The organism is Mesorhizobium sp. PL10, from assembly GCF_053714315.1.
The window spans coordinates 56,581-74,539 of sequence record NZ_JBSKBR010000021.1; the positions used below are offsets into that span (position 1 = coordinate 56,581).

Annotated in this window: 16 protein-coding genes; 14 read left to right on the plus strand and 2 right to left on the minus strand. The window is 59.0% G+C overall.

Annotated features, from left to right (window positions below; all coding sequences use genetic code 11):
- Nucleotides 1–1,851 carry a 3D-(3,5/4)-trihydroxycyclohexane-1,2-dione acylhydrolase (decyclizing) gene (gene iolD, locus ACWGTO_RS26405; RefSeq protein ID WP_454577728.1) on the minus strand — a complete coding sequence of 617 codons (1,851 nt, stop codon included), beginning with the start codon at nucleotides 1,849–1,851 and terminating at the stop codon, nucleotides 1–3.
- Between the two features lie 106 nt (nucleotides 1,852–1,957).
- Between iolD and iolG the strand changes: the two genes are divergently transcribed.
- From iolG to ACWGTO_RS26445, 8 genes are all read left to right on the plus strand, one after another.
- On the plus strand, nucleotides 1,958–2,968 hold the full coding sequence (gene iolG, locus ACWGTO_RS26410) for an inositol 2-dehydrogenase (protein ID WP_454577729.1): 1,011 nt from the start codon (nucleotides 1,958–1,960) through the stop codon (nucleotides 2,966–2,968).
- Nucleotides 2,969–2,971: 3 nt separating this feature from the next.
- Nucleotides 2,972–4,402: an NAD-dependent succinate-semialdehyde dehydrogenase gene (locus ACWGTO_RS26415; protein ID WP_454577730.1), complete on the plus strand. Its 1,431-nt coding sequence runs from the start codon at nucleotides 2,972–2,974 to the stop codon at nucleotides 4,400–4,402.
- A gap of 9 nt (nucleotides 4,403–4,411) precedes the next feature.
- Entirely contained in the window at nucleotides 4,412–5,221 is an 810-nt protein-coding gene (locus tag ACWGTO_RS26420) for an HpcH/HpaI aldolase family protein (protein WP_454577731.1), read from the plus strand.
- A complete protein-coding gene (locus tag ACWGTO_RS26425; protein ID WP_454577732.1) occupies nucleotides 5,221–6,189 on the plus strand; it encodes a hydroxyacid dehydrogenase in 969 nt (322 codons plus the stop codon). Before ACWGTO_RS26420 ends, ACWGTO_RS26425 begins: the two co-directional genes overlap by 1 nt.
- A gap of 227 nt (nucleotides 6,190–6,416) precedes the next feature.
- Nucleotides 6,417–7,493, plus strand: a complete 1,077-nt coding sequence (locus tag ACWGTO_RS26430) for an ABC transporter substrate-binding protein (protein WP_454577733.1) — start codon at nucleotides 6,417–6,419, stop codon at nucleotides 7,491–7,493.
- Nucleotides 7,494–7,547: 54 nt separating this feature from the next.
- A complete protein-coding gene (locus ACWGTO_RS26435; RefSeq protein ID WP_454577734.1) occupies nucleotides 7,548–8,363 on the plus strand; it encodes an ATP-binding cassette domain-containing protein in 816 nt (271 codons plus the stop codon).
- A gap of 35 nt (nucleotides 8,364–8,398) precedes the next feature.
- Entirely contained in the window at nucleotides 8,399–9,598 is a 1,200-nt protein-coding gene (locus ACWGTO_RS26440; RefSeq protein WP_454577735.1) for a sugar ABC transporter permease, read from the plus strand.
- 106 nt (nucleotides 9,599–9,704) lie between these two features.
- Nucleotides 9,705–10,601 carry a MurR/RpiR family transcriptional regulator gene (locus ACWGTO_RS26445; RefSeq protein WP_454577736.1) on the plus strand — a complete coding sequence of 299 codons (897 nt, stop codon included), beginning with the start codon at nucleotides 9,705–9,707 and terminating at the stop codon, nucleotides 10,599–10,601.
- A gap of 291 nt (nucleotides 10,602–10,892) precedes the next feature.
- Here ACWGTO_RS26445 and ACWGTO_RS26450 read toward each other — a convergent pair whose 3' ends face one another.
- On the minus strand, nucleotides 10,893–11,753 hold the full coding sequence (locus tag ACWGTO_RS26450; protein ID WP_454577737.1) for a sugar phosphate isomerase/epimerase family protein: 861 nt from the start codon (nucleotides 11,751–11,753) through the stop codon (nucleotides 10,893–10,895).
- A 311-nt stretch (nucleotides 11,754–12,064) separates the two neighbouring features.
- On the opposite strand from ACWGTO_RS26450, the gene ACWGTO_RS26455 reads away from it, so the two are divergent.
- Genes ACWGTO_RS26455 through ACWGTO_RS26480 form a run of 6 tightly spaced genes read left to right on the plus strand, consistent with a single transcriptional unit; the run spans nucleotide 12,065 to nucleotide 17,780 of the window.
- A complete protein-coding gene (locus ACWGTO_RS26455; protein ID WP_454577738.1) occupies nucleotides 12,065–13,078 on the plus strand; it encodes a sugar ABC transporter substrate-binding protein in 1,014 nt (337 codons plus the stop codon).
- A gap of 2 nt (nucleotides 13,079–13,080) precedes the next feature.
- Nucleotides 13,081–14,634: a sugar ABC transporter ATP-binding protein gene (locus ACWGTO_RS26460; protein ID WP_454577739.1), complete on the plus strand. Its 1,554-nt coding sequence runs from the start codon at nucleotides 13,081–13,083 to the stop codon at nucleotides 14,632–14,634.
- Nucleotides 14,631–15,638, plus strand: a complete 1,008-nt coding sequence (locus tag ACWGTO_RS26465; protein WP_454577740.1) for an ABC transporter permease — start codon at nucleotides 14,631–14,633, stop codon at nucleotides 15,636–15,638. Before ACWGTO_RS26460 ends, ACWGTO_RS26465 begins: the two co-directional genes overlap by 4 nt.
- A gap of 29 nt (nucleotides 15,639–15,667) precedes the next feature.
- On the plus strand, nucleotides 15,668–16,390 hold the full coding sequence (locus ACWGTO_RS26470) for an SDR family NAD(P)-dependent oxidoreductase (RefSeq protein ID WP_454577741.1): 723 nt from the start codon (nucleotides 15,668–15,670) through the stop codon (nucleotides 16,388–16,390).
- 27 nt (nucleotides 16,391–16,417) lie between these two features.
- Nucleotides 16,418–16,705 carry a YciI family protein gene (locus ACWGTO_RS26475; RefSeq protein ID WP_454577742.1) on the plus strand — a complete coding sequence of 96 codons (288 nt, stop codon included), beginning with the start codon at nucleotides 16,418–16,420 and terminating at the stop codon, nucleotides 16,703–16,705.
- A gap of 16 nt (nucleotides 16,706–16,721) precedes the next feature.
- A complete protein-coding gene (locus ACWGTO_RS26480) occupies nucleotides 16,722–17,780 on the plus strand; it encodes a maleylacetate reductase (protein WP_454577743.1) in 1,059 nt (352 codons plus the stop codon).
- The last annotated feature ends 179 nt before the right edge of the window (nucleotides 17,781–17,959 follow it).

Consider the following 17,959-nt stretch of genomic DNA (forward strand, 5'->3'; position numbering starts at 1 on the left):
TCAGACTCCGACCCGCTGCTTCTTGCGGATTTCGATTTGCTGGATGCGTGCCTTCTGCACGGCCTCCCTTTCGGAGACCTCGGGCACGCCGACATCCCAGTCCGCATCTCCTGGAACCCAGGCGAAGGCGTCGGTGACGATTGTGATGACCGTGGTGCGATCCGTCCCTTGCGCCCACTCCATCGCGGCCTCGAGATCGGCAAGGCTCTCGCAACGGCGGGCCAACGCTCCCATGGATTCTGCATGCTTTACGAAATCGACGGCGAAAGGCTCCTTGACTCGGCAATCCTTTAGGAGATTGTTGAATCCGGGGACCCCTTTGAACTGCTGCAGCCGGTTGATGACGGCGAAGCCGCCATTGTCGCAAACCACGACAATCATCTTGTGGCCTGCGAGCACGGTCGAATAGATGTCGGAGTTCATCATCATGTACGTGCCGTCTCCGATCATCACAATCGGCGTGCCGTCACCCTCCTTCGCCATGGCGTGACCCCAACCAGCGGCGATCTCGTAGCCCATGCAGCTGAAACCGAATTCGCAATCGAAGGTGTTTCTCTGCTTTACCCGCCAGCCCTTGGTAACTTCTCCCGGTGTGCCGCCGGCAGCAGCAATCAAAGTGTCATTTGGCTTGGCGACCTGGTTAACAACCGCGACTACCTGGGCGTACGTGGGAACCGGGCCATTGGTGGGTGCCTGATACTCGTCGAGGAGCTTGTTCCAGTCCGCGAACAATACTTTCGCATGCTTCATGTGATCGGCGCTGACCTTCCAGTCGCCGAGCGCCGCATCCAGTTCGGTGACCGTTTCGAGCGCGTCCCCGACAACCGCGACCGCGCGATGTTTGGTCGCGTCATAGCGGGCGGTGTTGATCGAGATGAATCTGGCGTCTCGCCGGAATGCGGTCCAGGAGCCTGTCGTGAAGTCCTGCAGGCGTGTTCCTATTGCAAGGATGACATCGGCCTCCTCAGCGAGGGCATTGGCAGAGGTCGAGCCAATGATGCCAATCGGTCCGGCGTGCGCGGGATGGTCGTGTGTGAGGGCGCTTTTGCCGGCTATGGTCTCCACGATCGGAATGCCACGCCGGACCGCAAAATCAGCAACCAGTTCCTCGGCCATTGAGTATCGAACGCCACCGCCTGAAATGATGAGTGGCTTCTTTGCCTTCTTCAGCAGATTCACGGCCTCCGAAAGCTTGTTGCGGTCCGGCCTCGGTCGCGGCACTGCCCAGGTCGTTGGCTCGAAGAATGCAAGCGGATAGTCGTAAGCCACCTCTTGCGCGTCTTGTGCAAGACCCAGGAAGGCAGGCCCGCAATCGGCCGGGTCCAGCATCGCAGCAACTGCTTGAGGCAGCGACGAAATGATCTGCTCTGGAAGCAGGATCCGATCCCAATACCGTGTGACTGCCTTGAACGCATCATTGACGGATATGGTCGGGTCGTTGAAGTGCTCGACCTGTTGCATGACCGGATCCGGCACCCGATTTGCGAAAATATCGCCCGCAAGGAGAAGCACCGGGAGACGATTGGCATGTGCCGTGCCGGCAGCGGTTATCATGTTGGTCGCGCCCGGTCCGATCGATGTCGCGGCGACCATGAGCCGGCGACGTCGATACGCCTTCGCAAAGGCGACCGCGGCGAGTGCCATCGACTGCTCGTTCTGCCCACGCCAGGTCGGCAATTGGTCCTGAACAGCCTCGAGTGCTTCGGATAGACAAGTTACGTTGCCGTGGCCGAAAATGCCGAAGACGCCGGCGAAGAGAGGCAATGTCTGCCCGTCTATCTCAGTGAATTGATTGCACAAATAGCGCACCAAAGCCTGCGCCATTGTCAGGCGCACTGTCTCGCGAGACATCGCATCTCCTCCCATGCATTCGGTTTCGAGATACCTACGAAATATTTATTGACAATGCAAGAGTTCCGCAACAAACATTGCGAAAATTGCACGAAGGGAGGAATCCTTGCTGAAAATCGCAGTGCTTGGCTGCGGCAGAATCGGTCGCATGCATGCGGCCAACATTGCCGCGCATCCTCGTGCATCGCTGGCCAGCGTACTCGACGTTTATCGCCCCGCAGCTGAAGAGGTTGGCGCCAAGCTGGGAGTTCGGGTCTTCGATTCTGCCGATGATGTGATCGAGAGCGAGCACGTCGATGCCGTACTGATCGCTGCCTCGACGCCAACCCACGCTGACTTGCTCGAAAAGACGGTCGCTGCGGGCAAGCCGGTTTTGTGCGAGAAGCCGATCGACCTCGATCTTGGCCGTGTGGAGAGATGCGCCGAGGCCATCCGATCCAGGAGAGACGTGCCCATCATGCTGGGCTTTGTCAGGCGTTTCGATCCCGGCCATCGCGCGCTCCGCGACGCGGTCCGTGCTGGGGACGTCGGCGACCTCCACCAGGTAGTCATCACGTCCCGCGATCCCGGGATGCCCCCAGTAGCGTATGCCGAGGATTCGGGCGGCATTTTCCGGGACATGACCATTCACGACTTCGATATGGCGCGGTTTGTACTCGGCGAAGAAGTTACCGAAGTTTTCGCTGCTGGAAGCCGACTGGTCGACAAGACTTTGATGGATCGCCTGGACGACTACGACACCGTTTCGGTCGTCCTTAAGACCGCCTCCGGCAAGCAATGCATCATCAACAATTCGAGGCAGGCCACTTACGGCTATGACCAGCGTGTGGAGGCCTTGGGTTCCGAGGGCATGCTGGTGTCGGAAAATCGACTGCCGCACATGACCAGTCTCCATCGGGCAGACTCCACGGGCAAGGCGGCGCCCCTGCTCAACTTTTTCATCGATCGATATGCCGAGGCTTTCATGGCCGAAATCGGCGCCTTCGTTGATGCCATCGAAACGGGAAACAAGCCGGAAGTCGGGTTCGAGGACGGCCATGCAGCCCTCGTCCTGGCCGAGGCGGCAATCAGGTCGGCGGCCGAGCGCCGCACCGTCTGCATCAGTGAGATTGGGTGATCCATGTACAAGAACTATGGTTTGTTCATCGATGGTCAGTGGATGGCGTCATCGGACAAGACGCAAGCCGAAGTCGTCAGTCCCGTAAGCGACCAAACAATGGGCGCTGTGCCTGTTGCGACCGTGGCTGATACTGAGGCCGCTCTCGCGTCGGCCGCCAGAGGGCTGCGGGAATGGCGGTCCGCGAGCGGGTTCGCCCGTGCTGATGCTATTCACAAGATCGCGGACGAGATGACCCGGCGCGCCGAGGAGGCCAAACGCATGATTTCGCTTGAGACGGGCAAACCCGTCGCACAGGCGGAGAGAGAGTGGACATTGGCGATCGACCAATTCAGGTGGTTCGCCGAGGAGGCGCGGCGGATCTACGGCAGGATCATTGAATCGCGGGTTCCCGGCGGTCGTTTTGAAGTATCCCGCGAACCGGTTGGGATTGTCGGTGCCTTCACCGCCTGGAACTTTCCCGCAGCGCTTGTCGCTCGAAAAGTCGCACCGGCGCTGGCCGCCGGATGCTCCGTCGTCTTGCGTCCGTCAAGCCAAACTCCGGGCGTCGCCATGGTGATGGTCGACTGCATGCATGTCCTTCCCAAGGGCACCGTCAACCTGGTGGTGGGACCGACGACCACGACCTATGCCCCGATCATGGCCGACGAGGCCGTGCGAAAAGTGTCCTTGACCGGCTCGACCCGCGTCGGCCAGCAGATGATCCGGGACGCGGCCGACACCGTCAAGAAAGTGTCGATGGAACTTGGCGGCAACGCCCCCCTGATCGTCTACGACGACGCCGATCTCGAACTCGCTCTTAACGTGTCGGTGCCTACGAAATTTGCGAATGCTGGCCAGGTGTGCGTAACGCCCGATCGGTTCTTCATCCATGACAGCCTTCACGACCAGTTCGTCGATGGCTTCGTCAAGAGGGCCAAGGCCCTCAAGTTGGGCGATGGGCTTGATCCGTCGACCCAGATGGGACCGCTGATAAACGCAGCGCGATTCAGAGAGATCGACGCCATCGTCGCCGATGCGGTGAAGGCAGGCGCGACATTGGTCGCGGGCGGCGGTCGCGCGCCGGATCTCAATTCGGGCCACTTCTTCGAGCCGACGGTCCTGATCGATGTCACCGACGACATGAAGGTCTTCGACCAGGAGAACTTTGGTCCCATCGCGGCGATCACGCGCTTCGCCGAGGAAGAGGAGGCGCTCTCCAGGGCAAATGCCTCGGACATGGGCCTGTCCGCCTATGCATTCACCCGTTCGCCTGGGCGAGCGCGTCGTACCGTTTCCGCGCTGAAGGCCGGGATGGTCGGCATAAACAGCTTCGCGCTGGCGGCATCCGAGGCTCCGTTCGGCGGCACCAACCACTCCGGCATGGGACGTGAAGGCGGGACTGAAGGCATTAACGACTACCTGGATACCAAGCTCGCGCAAATCGTCTTTTAGGAGGCTCGGATGATAAAGAACAAGCTGAAACAGATCTGGGCCGAGGGTCGACCTACAATCAACGGCTGGCTGTCGATCGGCAATGCTTTCACGGCCGAGATCATGGCCGCGCAGGGTTATGATTCCGTTTCGATCGATATCCAGCACGGAGCCTTGGACTATTCCGCGGTGCTGCCGATGTTTCAGGCCATGCGCGCTTCGGGCGTGGTGCCCATGGCCCGCGTTCCCTGGCTTGAGCCCGGCATCATCATGAAGGCGCTCGACGCAGGCGCCTACGGTATCATCTGTCCGATGGTAAACACCGGCGCGCAGGCTGCCGAGTTCGTGAGCTACTTGCGCTATCCGCCGCTAGGACAGCGCAGTTTTGGACCAACAAGGGTCAGCTTCGCAGCCGGCGCGAACTATGCCGGAGAAGCCAACGACGAAATTCTGGCTTTCGCAATGGTCGAGACCAAGCAAGCGATGAACAATCTCGACCAGATCGCGGCCACGAGCGGTTTGGACGGCATCTATGTCGGGCCAGCAGACCTGACCCTAAGCCTAACGGACGGTCGGCTGTCCCCCGGCTTCGATCGTGAAGAACCAGAGATGATCGATGCTCTGCACCGGATCGTGGCGGCCTGCAAAGCCAACGGCATCAAAGCCGCTCTGCACTGCGGCACTCCGGAGTATGCGGCCCGGGCAATCGAATGGGGGTTCAACATGACCACCGTTGCCGGGGACTCTCGCCTGCTGGCCGCAGCCGCGGCGGCAAGTGTCGGCCGGTTTCGGGAATTGGTGGGTCGGGTCGCTACCGCCGGAGAGAAGGGGGCTTACTGATGCCACACATCCTCGTTGCCGGGAAACTGCATGCCTCCGGTGTAGCGCTCCTGAACAGCCTGCCGGATGTCACGTTCGACTATGTTGAAGAAGTGTCCGAGCAGTCCTACGCGCCATTGATCGGCAAGGCTGACGCGCTTGTCATTCGTACTCAACCCTTGTCTGCCCAGACCGTTGCGAAGGCCGATCGCCTGAGGGTCGTCTCCCGGCATGGCGTGGGATACGACGCCGTGCATTTGCCGTCGTTGAATGAACGCGGCATCGCGCTCACGATCGTTGGAGATGTCAATTCAGTCTCGGTTGCTGAACACGCCATGATGCTCATCCTTGCCGCATCCAAACGTGTGCTTCGTGCCGATCGCTCTGTACGGCAGCCCAGTGAGTGGGGGTGGCGCAACAATTTGGAGGCGGAGGAGATCTCGGGCAAGAATCTCCTCATTGTCGGATTTGGCCGAATTGGCCGCCATCTGGCGCGCATGGCGGCCGGCTTTGGCATGGAGGTCAGGGCTTTCGACCCATACTTGCAAGAGCAAGGCTGGCCCGATGGCCCTGTCAGCGCGGTAAACGCGCTGCGTGACGGTTTGGCATGGGCCGACGTCGTTTCGATCAACATACCCAAGGCCAACCAGCCGCTGATAAGTCGAGCAGAATTTGCTGTCATGAGGCGCGGCGCCATCCTCGTGAATACGGCCAGAGGGGGCATTGTTGAAGAGCGAGCTCTCGTCGAGGCTTTGCACTCTGGCCAGGTCGGCGCCGCCGGCCTAGACGTCTTCGACCGTGAGCCGCCGGTAGAAGACAACCCACTGGTCAATCTGGATCAGGTCATCCTCTCACCTCACATAGCGGGACTTACAAAAGAATGCGGGGAGCGCATGGCCGTGGCTTCGGTCAGAAACGTGATCGATTTCTTTTCAGGTAAGATCGATCCGGCTCTGGTCGTGAACCGCTCAGCCGGGAAGGCCGCGTGAACGAGGCGGCTATGGTTCGAGGTGATCGCCTCCATGCAATGCTTGTTGCGGTTTTATGAATCGATCACTCATCGTTGCATTTTTCCTTTGACTCATCGTGTTTTGCAGAATACAGAATTGTGCAATGAACATTGCAAGCGTCAATGTTCAGGCCGGGGAGGAGAAGGCGAGGAGAGATCTCTCTAGCTCCGCAGCTCCGGGTAACCATTGTTCTACGGGAGGTATGAATGGAACGACTGATTTCTACCCTTTTCGCGTCAACCTTCATTTCCGCGACCCTGCTTGGCGGTGCCGCCGCAGCGGACAAGGCGAAAGTTTTCTTTCTTTTGCCCAACGAAACCACGATCCGCTTTGAGAGCCGTGATGCTCCGTTTTTCGTTGCGGCCATGAAGGAGAAAGCCCCGGATGTGGAAGTCGTCGTCGCGAACGCCCAGGGCGACCCGTCCAAGCAGCAGTCTCAAGTCGAGGACGCCATTGCCCAAGGGGCGAAGGTCATCCTTCTCACTTCTGCCGACGCCAATCTTGCGGCCGGCGAACTGGCGGCGGCGGCCAAAGCGAATGTGCCGGTCGTGCTCTACGATCATGACGCGGTCGGCGGAAAGGCCGAGGCTCATGTGGTGTTTGATTCGCTTGCTGTTGGCCGGGAGCAGGGCAAGCGCGCCGCCGAACTTATCAAGGCGATGTCGAAGACCCCAGTAAAGGTCGCCCGAGTGAAGGGCAATCAGGGCGAATATGGCACCAAGCAGTATGAAGCCGACCAGGATGAATTCCTGAAGCCGCTGATCGACTCCGGCAAGGTACAGGTCGTCTGCGAGCAGTATACGCAGAACTGGGATCCGACGATCGCCCAGAGCTTCGCGGAAGATTGCCTAACCAAGAATGGCGGCGATGTCGATGTCTTCATCGGCATGAACGACGGCACGACCGGTGGTTCGGTTGCGGCCCTGATTTCCCAGGGCCTCAAGCCAGGCGACAAGCTGGTGACCGGCGGACAGGATGCGACGGTCGAAGCGTTGCGCTATGTCGCCCAGGGCTGGCAGGACAACTCCGTCCTCAAGGATCTGAAGGTCCAAGCGAACTATGCGGCCGACGTCGTCTCGTCGATCGTGGCGGGCAAAGGCGTTCCGAAGGACCTGATCAACGGCAAGGTCAACAACACCTTCATGGACGTGCCGGCTGTCTTCCTCCCGGTCTCGAACATCACCAAGGACAACCTCGGTGATGTGGTGAAGGCCGGCGTCTGGACCTGGGCGGAAATCTGCAAGGGCATTGAAACGACGGATATCTGCAAGAAGAACCTGTAGCCGCGAAGGGGGCCACCGAGGATGGCCCCCCTTTTAGCCCGGGAGGAGGACACGATGACCGCACAAGCAGATGAGCCTTCCGCACGGGAAGCGCCGGCCACGGACTCGTCCGTGCCGCTCATTTCCCTCCGCAACATCCAGAAGTCCTTTGGGTCCGTGCACGCGCTACGCGGCGCGTCCGTGGACGTTCATGCCGGCGAGATTGTTGCCCTTGTCGGTGACAATGGAGCCGGCAAGTCGACGCTCGTCAAAGTCATGGCAGGCGTTCATGCCGCTGACTCCGGCGAATACGAGATCGAGGGCAGGCCGGCGCTCGTTCGCACCCCGTCGGATGCCACCAAGCATGGCATTGCCACCGTCTACCAGGACCTCGCTCTGTGCAACAATCTGGATGCCGTGCAGAACCTGTTTTTGGGACGCGAACTTACCGGCTCGCGCCTCTTCGGCAGTCGCATAAGGCGGGCAGAGTGCGAGATGCGGGCTCGCGAGGTCATGTCCCGTATGCGGCTCAGCAATCTGTCTCTAACCCGACCCGTCGGTGCGATGTCGGGGGGACAGCGCCAGAACATCGCCATCGCCAGATCGGTCCTGTGGAAGCCCAAGGTGGTGATTTTGGACGAGCCGACGGCGGCTCTAAGCCACTCGGCCGCGCAGCAGGTCGCGGACCTTATACGCAGCCTCGCTGATGACGGGCTTGGTGTGGTCGTTGTCAGCCATGACATCCATCACTTCGTAGTCAACTCGACAGACAGAATCGAGGTCATGCGCCTTGGCGCGAACGCTGCCAGTTTCCGGTCGAAGGACGTGACCGGAGAGATGGTCGTGAATGCGATGGTGGGCGGCAACGAAGGTGTAAACCTGGCCGGCTGATCCGCCGCCGGGAATTCGCCTTAGGGAGGAAAGTCATGGTCTCGATCCCGGCAAGCGCGGCTCCGAAACGCCGCACCTTTGGAGAGTTGCTTGGAAGCGATCTTCGGGCGCTACCGGTGATCATTGGTCTCGTAGTGCTGTGGATTTTTTTCGCCCTTCAAAGCGACGTGTTCCTCACGCCCCGCAATCTTTCGAACTTGCTCTTGCAATCGACCGTCGTTGGCATCATGGCACTCGGCCTGATGTTCGTGCTGCTCGTTCGCGAGATCGATCTCTCGGTCGCGGCCATCCATGGCGTTACGGCAGTGGTGAGTGCCAAACTGATCGTCGAATACGGAGTGTCTCCGTTGCTTGCCCTGCCGCTGTCCGTCATCTTTGGTGCAGCAATCGGCTCAGTCTCAGCGCGTTGGGTAAACTGGATCGGCGTTCCGTCCTTCGTGGTAACGCTCGGTCTCGGCCTCGCCTTGAACGGCATCCAGCTTCTTCTACTGCCTGCGACGGCGCGTTTCGGGCTCATGGGCACGGGAGTCGAGTTGATTGCACAAACCACAATCGACGGAATTTATGCCTGGCTCGCTTGGGCAATCGGCATCGTTTTGCTGGCGCTTCTCATCCTGTCCAGCGTCCGGCGCAGACGGCGCGTTGGCTTGGAAGTCTCTGTCATGCATTCGGTCGTTCTTCCGTTGATAGTATCGGCACTGATAGGTGCGGTGGCCGTCCTGGTGCTCAATGCCAACCAGGGAATACCGCTGCCGGTGCTCATTTTCGCCGTCCTGCTTGGGCTGGGCGGTTACGTTCTCAACGAAACCCAGTTTGGTCTCTACCTTTACGCGATCGGCAACAATGCCGAAGCCGCCAGGCGCGCCGGCATCAAGGTGCCGCGTATCCGGACCGCGGCGTTTGCCATCGCCGGAGGTGTCGCGGCGATTGCAGGGATCATTGCGTCATCGCGAACGCTGGGGGTCGGCGTGTTTTCCGGTGGCGGTGTCGGCGGCGGTACGCTGCTGCTGGAATCCATCGCAGCAGCGGTCATCGGAGGCGTCAGTCTGTTCGGCGGGCGCGGCGCCATCCATGCGGCATTGCTTGGTGCTTTGGTGATCGGAACCGTTCAAAACGGCCTCAACCTGATGGGGGTCAAGAACGAGGTCAGGCTTATCGTCACCGGGTTGCTCCTCGTCCTGGCTGTCTCGATCGACAAGATCATTGAGAAGCTGACCGGGCAGCAAGCTTACTGAACGATGGGAAATGGTTCGCGCTGAAAGGTGCGGACCATTTCGCCAACGATTGGCAATTCCGATGAGTTCAGGGCACACTGCAACGAATTTTGCAGGAATCGTGGTTATGAATGTTGCTGAACCGCCGAAGAACTACGAAGAGCTCATTCGTCTCGTGCATGAGCGTTTCGAGGGCATGAGCAAGTCGTATCAGGCAATCTCAGTCTACCTGACCCAGAACCCGAACGACGTCGCGGTTCTTTCGGTCAGTGCGATTGCCGAGCGCTGTGGCATTCATGCGTCCAGTTTTGTTCGGTTCGCGCAGTCGCTCGGTTACGAGGGCTTCAAAGAGCTTCAGGGTCTATTTCAAAAGCGTCTTTCAACCGCCGCGCCCGGCTTCGAGGCAAGGATGCGCGCCCTAGAAGCTGAGCTGGGCACCCGTGAGGATCGGAGCGAACTTGGGTTCCTGCGAGATCTTGTCGTGCGGGACATTGCATCGCTGCAAGACCTGCTCGCGGACGTCTCGGCTGACCAGATCGTCGAAGCCGTCGATTTGCTGGAGAAGAGCGAGACCGTCTACCTCATAGGGCAGTTGCGCTCGGCCCCGGTGGTCGACCTACTGCGCTACGTTCTAACGATGCTTGGCAAGCGTTGCGTCCTGCTGGATCCAAGCGGTGGCCTCGCAACCTACATGGCGCGCACGATCACGCAGCGCGACCTGCTGCTTGCGGTGTCCTTCCGGTTCTATGCGACGGAAGTCGTCAATGTGGTTGAACAAGTGGCCGCGGCGAAAGTGCCGATCATTGCCATTTCCGACAGCACCTTGTCGCCACTCGCGAAGTCAGCCTCAGTGCTCTTCGCCGTGCCGGAGCATGAATATACGTTCTCACGCTCGTTGGCAGCACCAATGTGCCTTGCACAAGCTCTCACGGTGGCATTGGCAAGCCGGCTCCAGCAGAGCCCGAATAGTCCTCGAATACCAACGGTCACCAGTTCCCAGGGCCGGCAGCAATCGACCTCGTAGAGTTCTTGCCCTTCAGCGTGGGATCCGACCTAGCCTTATGCAGGACAGAGGACACATCGACTGGTCTGCCAACTTAACGCGGCTCTTCACTCTGCCTGGTTGAGCCGACGTGCGGCGAATTAGATTGTGCGGCGCGGAGCTGACATTCAAGCGGAGACATTGTTATCGGGTTCGCCAGACCATACGAGATTATAAGAAGGATATGCTTTGCGCCTCATGTCGGTCGTAGAAATCAGCTTTGTCGCTTCCTGAAGCAGACATCATCGGTAGCCCCATGACCAGATCCGCGACCTAGAGCTTCGCGAATTGTGCCATCGTGCTGTCGAACACGCGCTTGGCCATTTCATCGAGCCCCAGTTTGCGGTGGCGTGCCGACAGGATTTCTGTCCCGTAGACGCCTTTGTAACCAGCGGCCCGAATTTCTCGCAAGAACGCTGGCACATCGAGCTCTCCCTCACCGCAGAGTTCGCGATGGTGGATGGTGTCTTCCCAGAGGTCATCAACCGGCGGCACTTTGAGGGCGTCATCGACTTCTACCGCTTTGATAAAGCGGGTCGGGATCTTGCGAATATCGCTGAACGGAATCCCTCCGCGTGCCAGGTGCCAGATGTCGACAAGCAGGCCGCCGTTCGGTTGGTCTGCTTCGCTTACAATGGCGAGGCCAGTCTCGATCGTGCGAACGTTCGACCAAGGCATGATCTCCAACACGATATCCGCGCCGTAGACCGCCGCCTCTTCGCACAGTTTTGCGAACTCAGCCGCCATAAGCGGAACGTCGGCCGTCTGTTCGTGGAAGCCGGGACCGATCTTGATATCGCGCATACCGAGCTCTGCGGCGACATCGAACAGCTGGCGGCGGAATTTGTCCGACTCCTTGCGCTTCTCGTCGTTGCGATACCAGTTCAATAAGAACTCGATTTCGAGATATCTCATCCCGTTTGCCTTGAGGATGCGCTTCATCTCCGCAAAGCCAATTTTGCTCTGGGTGGCTATCGTGTCCTCATAGTGAAGTCCGAAGCCTTTGAAGCCGGCTCGCGCCGCTGCCTCTACTCTGTCCTTGAATGGAAACGGGCTGATCTCAACCGGGCCAAGAGGATAAACGTCGCCCGAAAGGGCAAAATACGAGATCAAGAGTTCGACGTCTTCAGCCACGATCTTTCATCCTATCATTGAAAATTTGGCCTCACGCCCAGGCCTGCCTGACTAAATGAGTATCATGCCATTTTGCGAAAGAAAGTGAGGTGTTTAAGAAACACTTTTGCGTCTCTCGCAATAAGCATGCGCCGTCGGGCGTCCGAGAGGATCTGCACTAAATTCGAGGCCAATCCGCTTCCGAAGCTAACCACCTAATCAGTCTATTCCGTGTGTTTTTTGCGTCGGACGCAACACTGTTTCCCTATGGGTTGCCTTTATCCCATCCGATGGGAATGGCATGAATCGACAGCCATCAAGGGAGGTAGACTGTGAATAAGCTGCTCAAATCAATGCTCGCCACGACGCTGCTCGTCTCAGCGGCCGCATTCGCGTCGCAAGGTTATGCGGCCGAGAAAATGAAGCTCGGCCTCTCAATGCCTACGCTCAACACTCCGTTCTTCACCGTCCTGGTGAACGCAGCCACCGATGAGGCCAAGTCGGTCGGTGGAGAGGTCGTGCAAACGACGAACGCAAACAGGGACGCGAGCCAGCAGGTGACGGATTTCCGCAACCTGATCAGTGCTGGCGCAAACGTGATCCTGGCCGGCGTCGTGGATCGCGCCGCCATCAAACCAGCACTCGACTACGCAAAGAGCCGTAAGGTTCCGGTGGTCATCGTCGACGACAAGCCTGCCGCCGGCGAGGTTTACGCAGTTGTGCGGGCCGACAATCTCGAGATGGGAGCTCGCGCGGCAGAAGCTCTCACCGCCGCCATGGGCGACAAGAAGGGCACGGTCCTGCAAATCACTGGCGCGCTGACAACCACCAACGGCCGCAATCGCAAGGACGGTTTCGACAAGGCCTTCAAAAAGGCCTCGAACGCAAAAATCATAGAACAGACCGCCAACTGGGACGGTCCGACAAGCGCGAATGTTGCGCTCACCGTCATGAGCGGCAATCCTGACATCGCCGGCATCTATCTGGCCACGGACACTCTCTACTATGATCCGGTTTCTTCGGCATTGAAGTCCCGTAGCCGCCTCGTTGCGGCTGGCCAATCGGGTCACGTCGCCATGGTCGCGATCGACGGTGGCTCGGGTGCCCTGAAGGCAATTCGCGAGGGCTTCCTTGACGCCACCATTTCTCAGCCTGTCGTGGACTACGCCAAGCACGGCGTCGACTATCTCAATGCTGCACTCGACGGAAAGCCTATGAAAGAAGGCCCAACTGATCACAGCAGCACGGTGGTGAAGGACGGCGCGTATTTCGTCGACGAACTCCCATCGCCGATCATCACCAAGGCGAATGTCGACGACAAAACCCTCTGGGGCAACGCCAAGTAGTCATGGCCGCTCGCCCCGAATATTCGAAGGCGTTGGCGACGTCCAAGCAGATCGTCAAGATCGACGGCGCCGTCAAACGCTTCGGCGGGACCACCGCTCTCAATGGGTTGTCCATCGAGATTAGACGGGGCGAGTCGCATGGCCTCATCGGCCGCAATGGCGCCGGGAAGTCTACGCTCGTATCAATCCTAACGGGGTTGAGGGCGATCGATTCCGGGACCTTCCTGCTGAATGGCTCAGCGCCGCCGGCGCTTAGCGATCGAAACGCGTGGCGTGAGGCGGTAGCCTGCGTCTATCAGCATCGAACTCTCGTTCCCGACCTCAGCGTCGCCGAGAACCTCTACCTTGGGCGATACCAAGGCAAACGGATGATTTCCTGGCGCGCTTTGAACCAGGAAGCCGCGGCGGCCCTTGAGAGTTGGAACATTCCCATCCTCCCCACCACTCAGGTCAGAGACCTCGGTGTCGGGGAAGCACAAATGGTGGAGATAGCGCGCGCCCTCAACCAAGGGTCTCGGTTCGTTATCCTCGATGAACCGACTGCTCAGCTTATCGCAAGCGAGATCGATCAATTGATATCGCGGGTAAATGAGTTGCGAGAGCGAGGGGTGACCTTCCTTTTTATCTCGCATCACTTGGATGAGGTGCCGCGCGTCTGTGACGCCGTTACTGTGCTCCGCAATGGTCGCGATGTTATGCATGGAGACGCGCAAAAGCTCTCTACTGCGCAGATCGTATCTGCCATGGTAGGCGATGAGGCGACTGGCATCGCTTTAACCGCCAGCGAACACGTAGCGCGGCCAGCGCTGGCCCCCGAAGCGCCTGTAGTTCTTAAGGCGCGAGTTAAGGTGGACGCTTGCCAGGATGCCCTGGATCTCTCGCTTCGCGCCGGAGAGGTCGTCGGATTTGCCGGACATTCTGGCTCAGGTTCTCGCTATATGGCGCTTGCATTGGCGGGACACATTTCGAAGTGGTCGGGCGAGATTGTGCTGAACGGCAAAAACGTGCCCAAGCCTTGGAATCCGGGGACAGCGGTCGAGCGAGGCGTGGCGCTTTTGCCGGAGGATCGCATCAAAACCGGCCTCGTGGGCTCAATGTCAGTTGAGGACAACATCACCCTACCGTCGCTCAAGGCATTTTCGAAACGCGTTCTCATAGATCGCCGCGCTCGCAGAAAATTTGCGGAAGATAGCCGCGCCAATCTCGGCATTGTCTGTCACTCGGTAAAGCAGGGCGTCGGAGAATTGAGCGGCGGCAACCAGCAAAAGGTGTTGTTGGGCTCAGTTCTCAGCAGCAACCCGTCCGTGCTCATCCTCCTTCACCCAACTGCCGGCGTCGACATCGCCTCGAAGGCGACCATCCTCGAGATTGTCGAACGGCGCCGTCGGGAGGGATTGGCCGTTATCCTCGTCAGCGACGAACCCGAGGAACTTGCGTTCTGCGATCGTGTCCAAGTCTGGGTTCGCGGGCGAAAAGTCATCGAAAAAAGCGGGATGAACGAGGAAGAGCTCGTGTCCGCAATGGAAGGGTTCCATCTGTCTCCGGAGTTACCATGACCCACAGCCCGATCACCGCAGGTGCGGTCGCGCCAAAAAGGCTTCTGAGCGATCTGCTCCAGCCGGAATGGGCAATTTTGCCGGTCCTGGCCGTCGTCATGATCGTCGGCGCCGCGCTGAATTCGGCCTTCCTGTCTTACGACAATTTTTATGGCGTGGTGCAGCAGGCCAGTGAGCTTGGAATTCTCACGATGGGCCTGACCGTGGTTCTCATCGCCGGCAAGTTCGACTTGTCGCTTGAATCCACTTTTGGGCTGGCGCCGATGGTCGGCGTCTATTGCCTTCTCGATGCAGGCGGTAGTGGCCTGAACCTCGCAGGCTCCCCGTTCTTGGCGCTTATCGCAATTTTCCTAACGGGCGCCGTGATCGGTGCTTTCAACGGCATATTGGTAGTCTATCTCAAATTCAACGCGTTCATCGCCACGCTGGCCACTTTGATCCTGCTACGCGGCATCAGCCTCGGGCTGACGCGTGGCGAAACCCTTTCTGATTTGCCTTCGCTTCTGACCTATTCTGGTGAAGCGACTGTTCTGGGGGCGCCAGTCTCCTTTTTGGTCGCCCTCGGCTTGCTCGTCATTCTCACTGTCTTCATGTCCCGCCACAGGATTGGCAGGATGCTCTACGCAGTTGGCGGCAACCCACAGGCAGCTCGCGTTGCCGGTATCCCGGTAGAGCGGATTCTGATGGGCGTATTCGTGGTAGCCGGCATGCTCGCAGCGCTGGCAGGGTTGCTGCAGGCAGGACGAATTGCGTCAATTCCGTCGTCTCTCGGACAGAACCTGATTTTCAATGCCTTCGCAGCTGCCGTGCTGGGGGGAGTAAGTTTGAATGGCGGTCGCGGCACGATCGCCGGGGCGTGTGGAGGGGTGCTGCTGCTGGTCCTGATTCAGGACGTATTGGTCCTGTCCCAAGTCCCTGCGTATTGGATCAACGCCACGACAGGCGGGATCATCCTTATCGCGCTCTTCATCAGCAAGATAAGCGGAGCCGACAAGGCCAATTGAGCGCGCAGGCACGACACGGAGAAAAGATAATGCGTCTGAAAAACAAGGTGGCACTCATAACCGGCGGAGCACGAGGTATAGGCAAAGCTACCGTGGAGCTGTTTGAGAGGGAAGGCGCGAAGGTCCACGCATGCGATCTCAGCTTCGACGACGAGCTTATCGGCAGCAACGTGGTCCGGCACAAGCTTGACGTAACCGACTTCGACAACTGGATCTCCGTCGTGGAAGCCATCATCGGTGAGGACGGCAGGATCGATATCCTCTTCAACAATGCGGGGACGGTTCTGTCCTATGATGGTATCGCAGAGATCGCGATCGACGACTGGAACAAAGTCATTGCCATCAATCAGACTGGCCCATTCTACGGAATGAAAGTCGTCATCCCCCACATGAAGGCAAATGGCGGCGGGTCAATTGTCAACACGTCGTCGATCTGGGGAATCGCCGGAGCGGCAGGCGTGTCCGCCTATACCGCATCTAAGGCCGCTGTCAGGCATATGAGTAAGAACGCTGCCCTGACGTATGTGGGCGACGGTATACGCGTCAATTCAATCCACCCAGGGATTATCAGCACGCCGATGATCGACGCCCAGGAGTCGAGCATCACGGCGGCCATCGTCAATATCACTCCCATGAAGCGGCTCGGGAGACCGGAAGAAATCGCCTACGGCGCGTTGTTCCTCGCCAGTGACGAATCCAGCTTCATGACCGGCGCCGAGCTCGTCATTGATGGCGGCTACACCGCGCCGTAGGGCCGATCGAAAATCGGGAGATACAAGTTGCTTTTTGCCGTTCACTGCCTTGACCATGCAGATGCACTTCCGCGGCGTCTCGCTAATTACGACGCGCACAAGGCCTATCTTGCGAGCGGTTCGATTGCGACCGTGATTTCTGGACCGCTGGTCGCGGAGGACGGTGTGACCATGATCGGGTCACTCTTCGTTTTCTCGGCCAACACAATCGAGGAGGTAAAGGCTTTCAACGCTGCAGATCCATTCGCCTCGGCCAATGTCTGGCAGAACGTGAACATCCATCCATTCCTGATGCGTGTGGACAATCGCCTCTGACGCGAAAGGAACGACAATGAAGACCTTCATCTATAACGGCCAACCCGCCCGAGTGATCTTCGGCTCCGGGACGACCTCGACGCTGCCGGAAGAGGTCGAACGGATGGGTTTGCAGCGTGTCCTCGTACTAGCGACGCCTCCGCAGGAGGCTGATGCCTTTCGCCTTGCCAAGTCAATCGGGGAGCGGGCGGCTGGCGTCTATGCAAAGGCGACAATGCATACGCCTGTTTCGGTAACGGAAGACGCGATGCGCGTGGTGGCCGAGCTCAATGTCGACGGGCTGGTTGCAGTGGGAGGCGGTTCAACAACGGGGCTCGCCAAAGCAATCGCGCTGCGGACCGACTTGCCGCAGATCGTAGCCCCAACGACCTATGCCGGCTCGGAGATGACGCCGATCCTGGGAGAAACCAAGGACGGCGCGAAGATTACTCAGTCGAGCCCGAAGGTTCTGCCCGAGGTTGTCATCTATGACGTGGAACTCACGATGACACTTCCCGCCGCTATGTCCGGAACAAGCGGGATGAACGCGATCGCTCACGCGGTCGAGGCTCTTTATGCGCGGGAAAGCAACCCCGTAGTCAGCTTGATGGCGAAAGAAGCGATTGGTGCTCTTGCCGACTCTTTGCCCATTATCGCTCTACGGCCGCAGGATCCAGAGGCGCGGTGGAAAGCGCTCTATGGCGCCTGGCTATGTGGCATATGTCTCGGCTCAGTTGGAATGGCGCTGCATCACAAGCTCTGCCACACGCTGGGAGGCACCTTTGACCTGCCACATGCGGAGACCCACACGATCGTGTTGCCGCATGCGCTAGCCTACAACGCTCCTGCCATTCCGACAGTGATCGACAATTTGCGGTCCGTCCTGAAGGCCGATCCCGCGATGGCGCTCTATGACCTCGCCGGACAAATTGGGGCCAAACGTGCTCTTTCCGACATCGGTATGCCGCAAAGCGGGATCGACATCGCAACAGACCGTGCGCTCGCAAACCCATATTGGAATCCACGTCCCCTGGAGCGCGGGCCAATCAGGGAACTGATCGCCCGGGCTTATGCCGGAGAACCCCCACAGGCTTGAAAATTGCGGGCGGATACTTCCTCGCCTTCGCGGGAGTAGGGCCTGTCCAGAGGAGTTGGTATGGACAAGACTATCGCGTCTCTTCGCGAAGCAGTGAATGGCATTGAAGACGGCATGACTGTGGCGCGACAATTCTGATGAGAAGCGCGCGACAATCTGGATGAGAATCTGGTGTCGCG

Bases quoted from the DNA above. Each gene is read 5' to 3' on its own strand.
- ACWGTO_RS26435 (WP_454577734.1), top strand. From the start codon at position 7,548: ATGACCGCACAAGCAGATGAGCCTTCCGCACGGGAAGCGCCGGCCACG.
- ACWGTO_RS26440 (WP_454577735.1), top strand. From the start codon at position 8,399: ATGGTCTCGATCCCGGCAAGCGCGGCTCCGAAACGCCGCACCTTTGGA.
- ACWGTO_RS26445 (WP_454577736.1), top strand. From the start codon at position 9,705: ATGAATGTTGCTGAACCGCCGAAGAACTACGAAGAGCTCATTCGTCTC.
- ACWGTO_RS26460 (WP_454577739.1), top strand. From the start codon at position 13,081: ATGGCCGCTCGCCCCGAATATTCGAAGGCGTTGGCGACGTCCAAGCAG.
- iolD (WP_454577728.1), bottom strand. From the start codon at position 1,851: ATGTCTCGCGAGACAGTGCGCCTGACAATGGCGCAGGCTTTGGTGCGC.
- ACWGTO_RS26425 (WP_454577732.1), top strand. From the start codon at position 5,221: ATGCCACACATCCTCGTTGCCGGGAAACTGCATGCCTCCGGTGTAGCG.
- ACWGTO_RS26465 (WP_454577740.1), top strand. From the start codon at position 14,631: ATGACCCACAGCCCGATCACCGCAGGTGCGGTCGCGCCAAAAAGGCTT.
- ACWGTO_RS26470 (WP_454577741.1), top strand. From the start codon at position 15,668: ATGCGTCTGAAAAACAAGGTGGCACTCATAACCGGCGGAGCACGAGGT.
- ACWGTO_RS26420 (WP_454577731.1), top strand. From the start codon at position 4,412: ATGATAAAGAACAAGCTGAAACAGATCTGGGCCGAGGGTCGACCTACA.
- ACWGTO_RS26480 (WP_454577743.1), top strand. From the start codon at position 16,722: ATGAAGACCTTCATCTATAACGGCCAACCCGCCCGAGTGATCTTCGGC.
- ACWGTO_RS26415 (WP_454577730.1), top strand. From the start codon at position 2,972: ATGTACAAGAACTATGGTTTGTTCATCGATGGTCAGTGGATGGCGTCA.
- ACWGTO_RS26430 (WP_454577733.1), top strand. From the start codon at position 6,417: ATGGAACGACTGATTTCTACCCTTTTCGCGTCAACCTTCATTTCCGCG.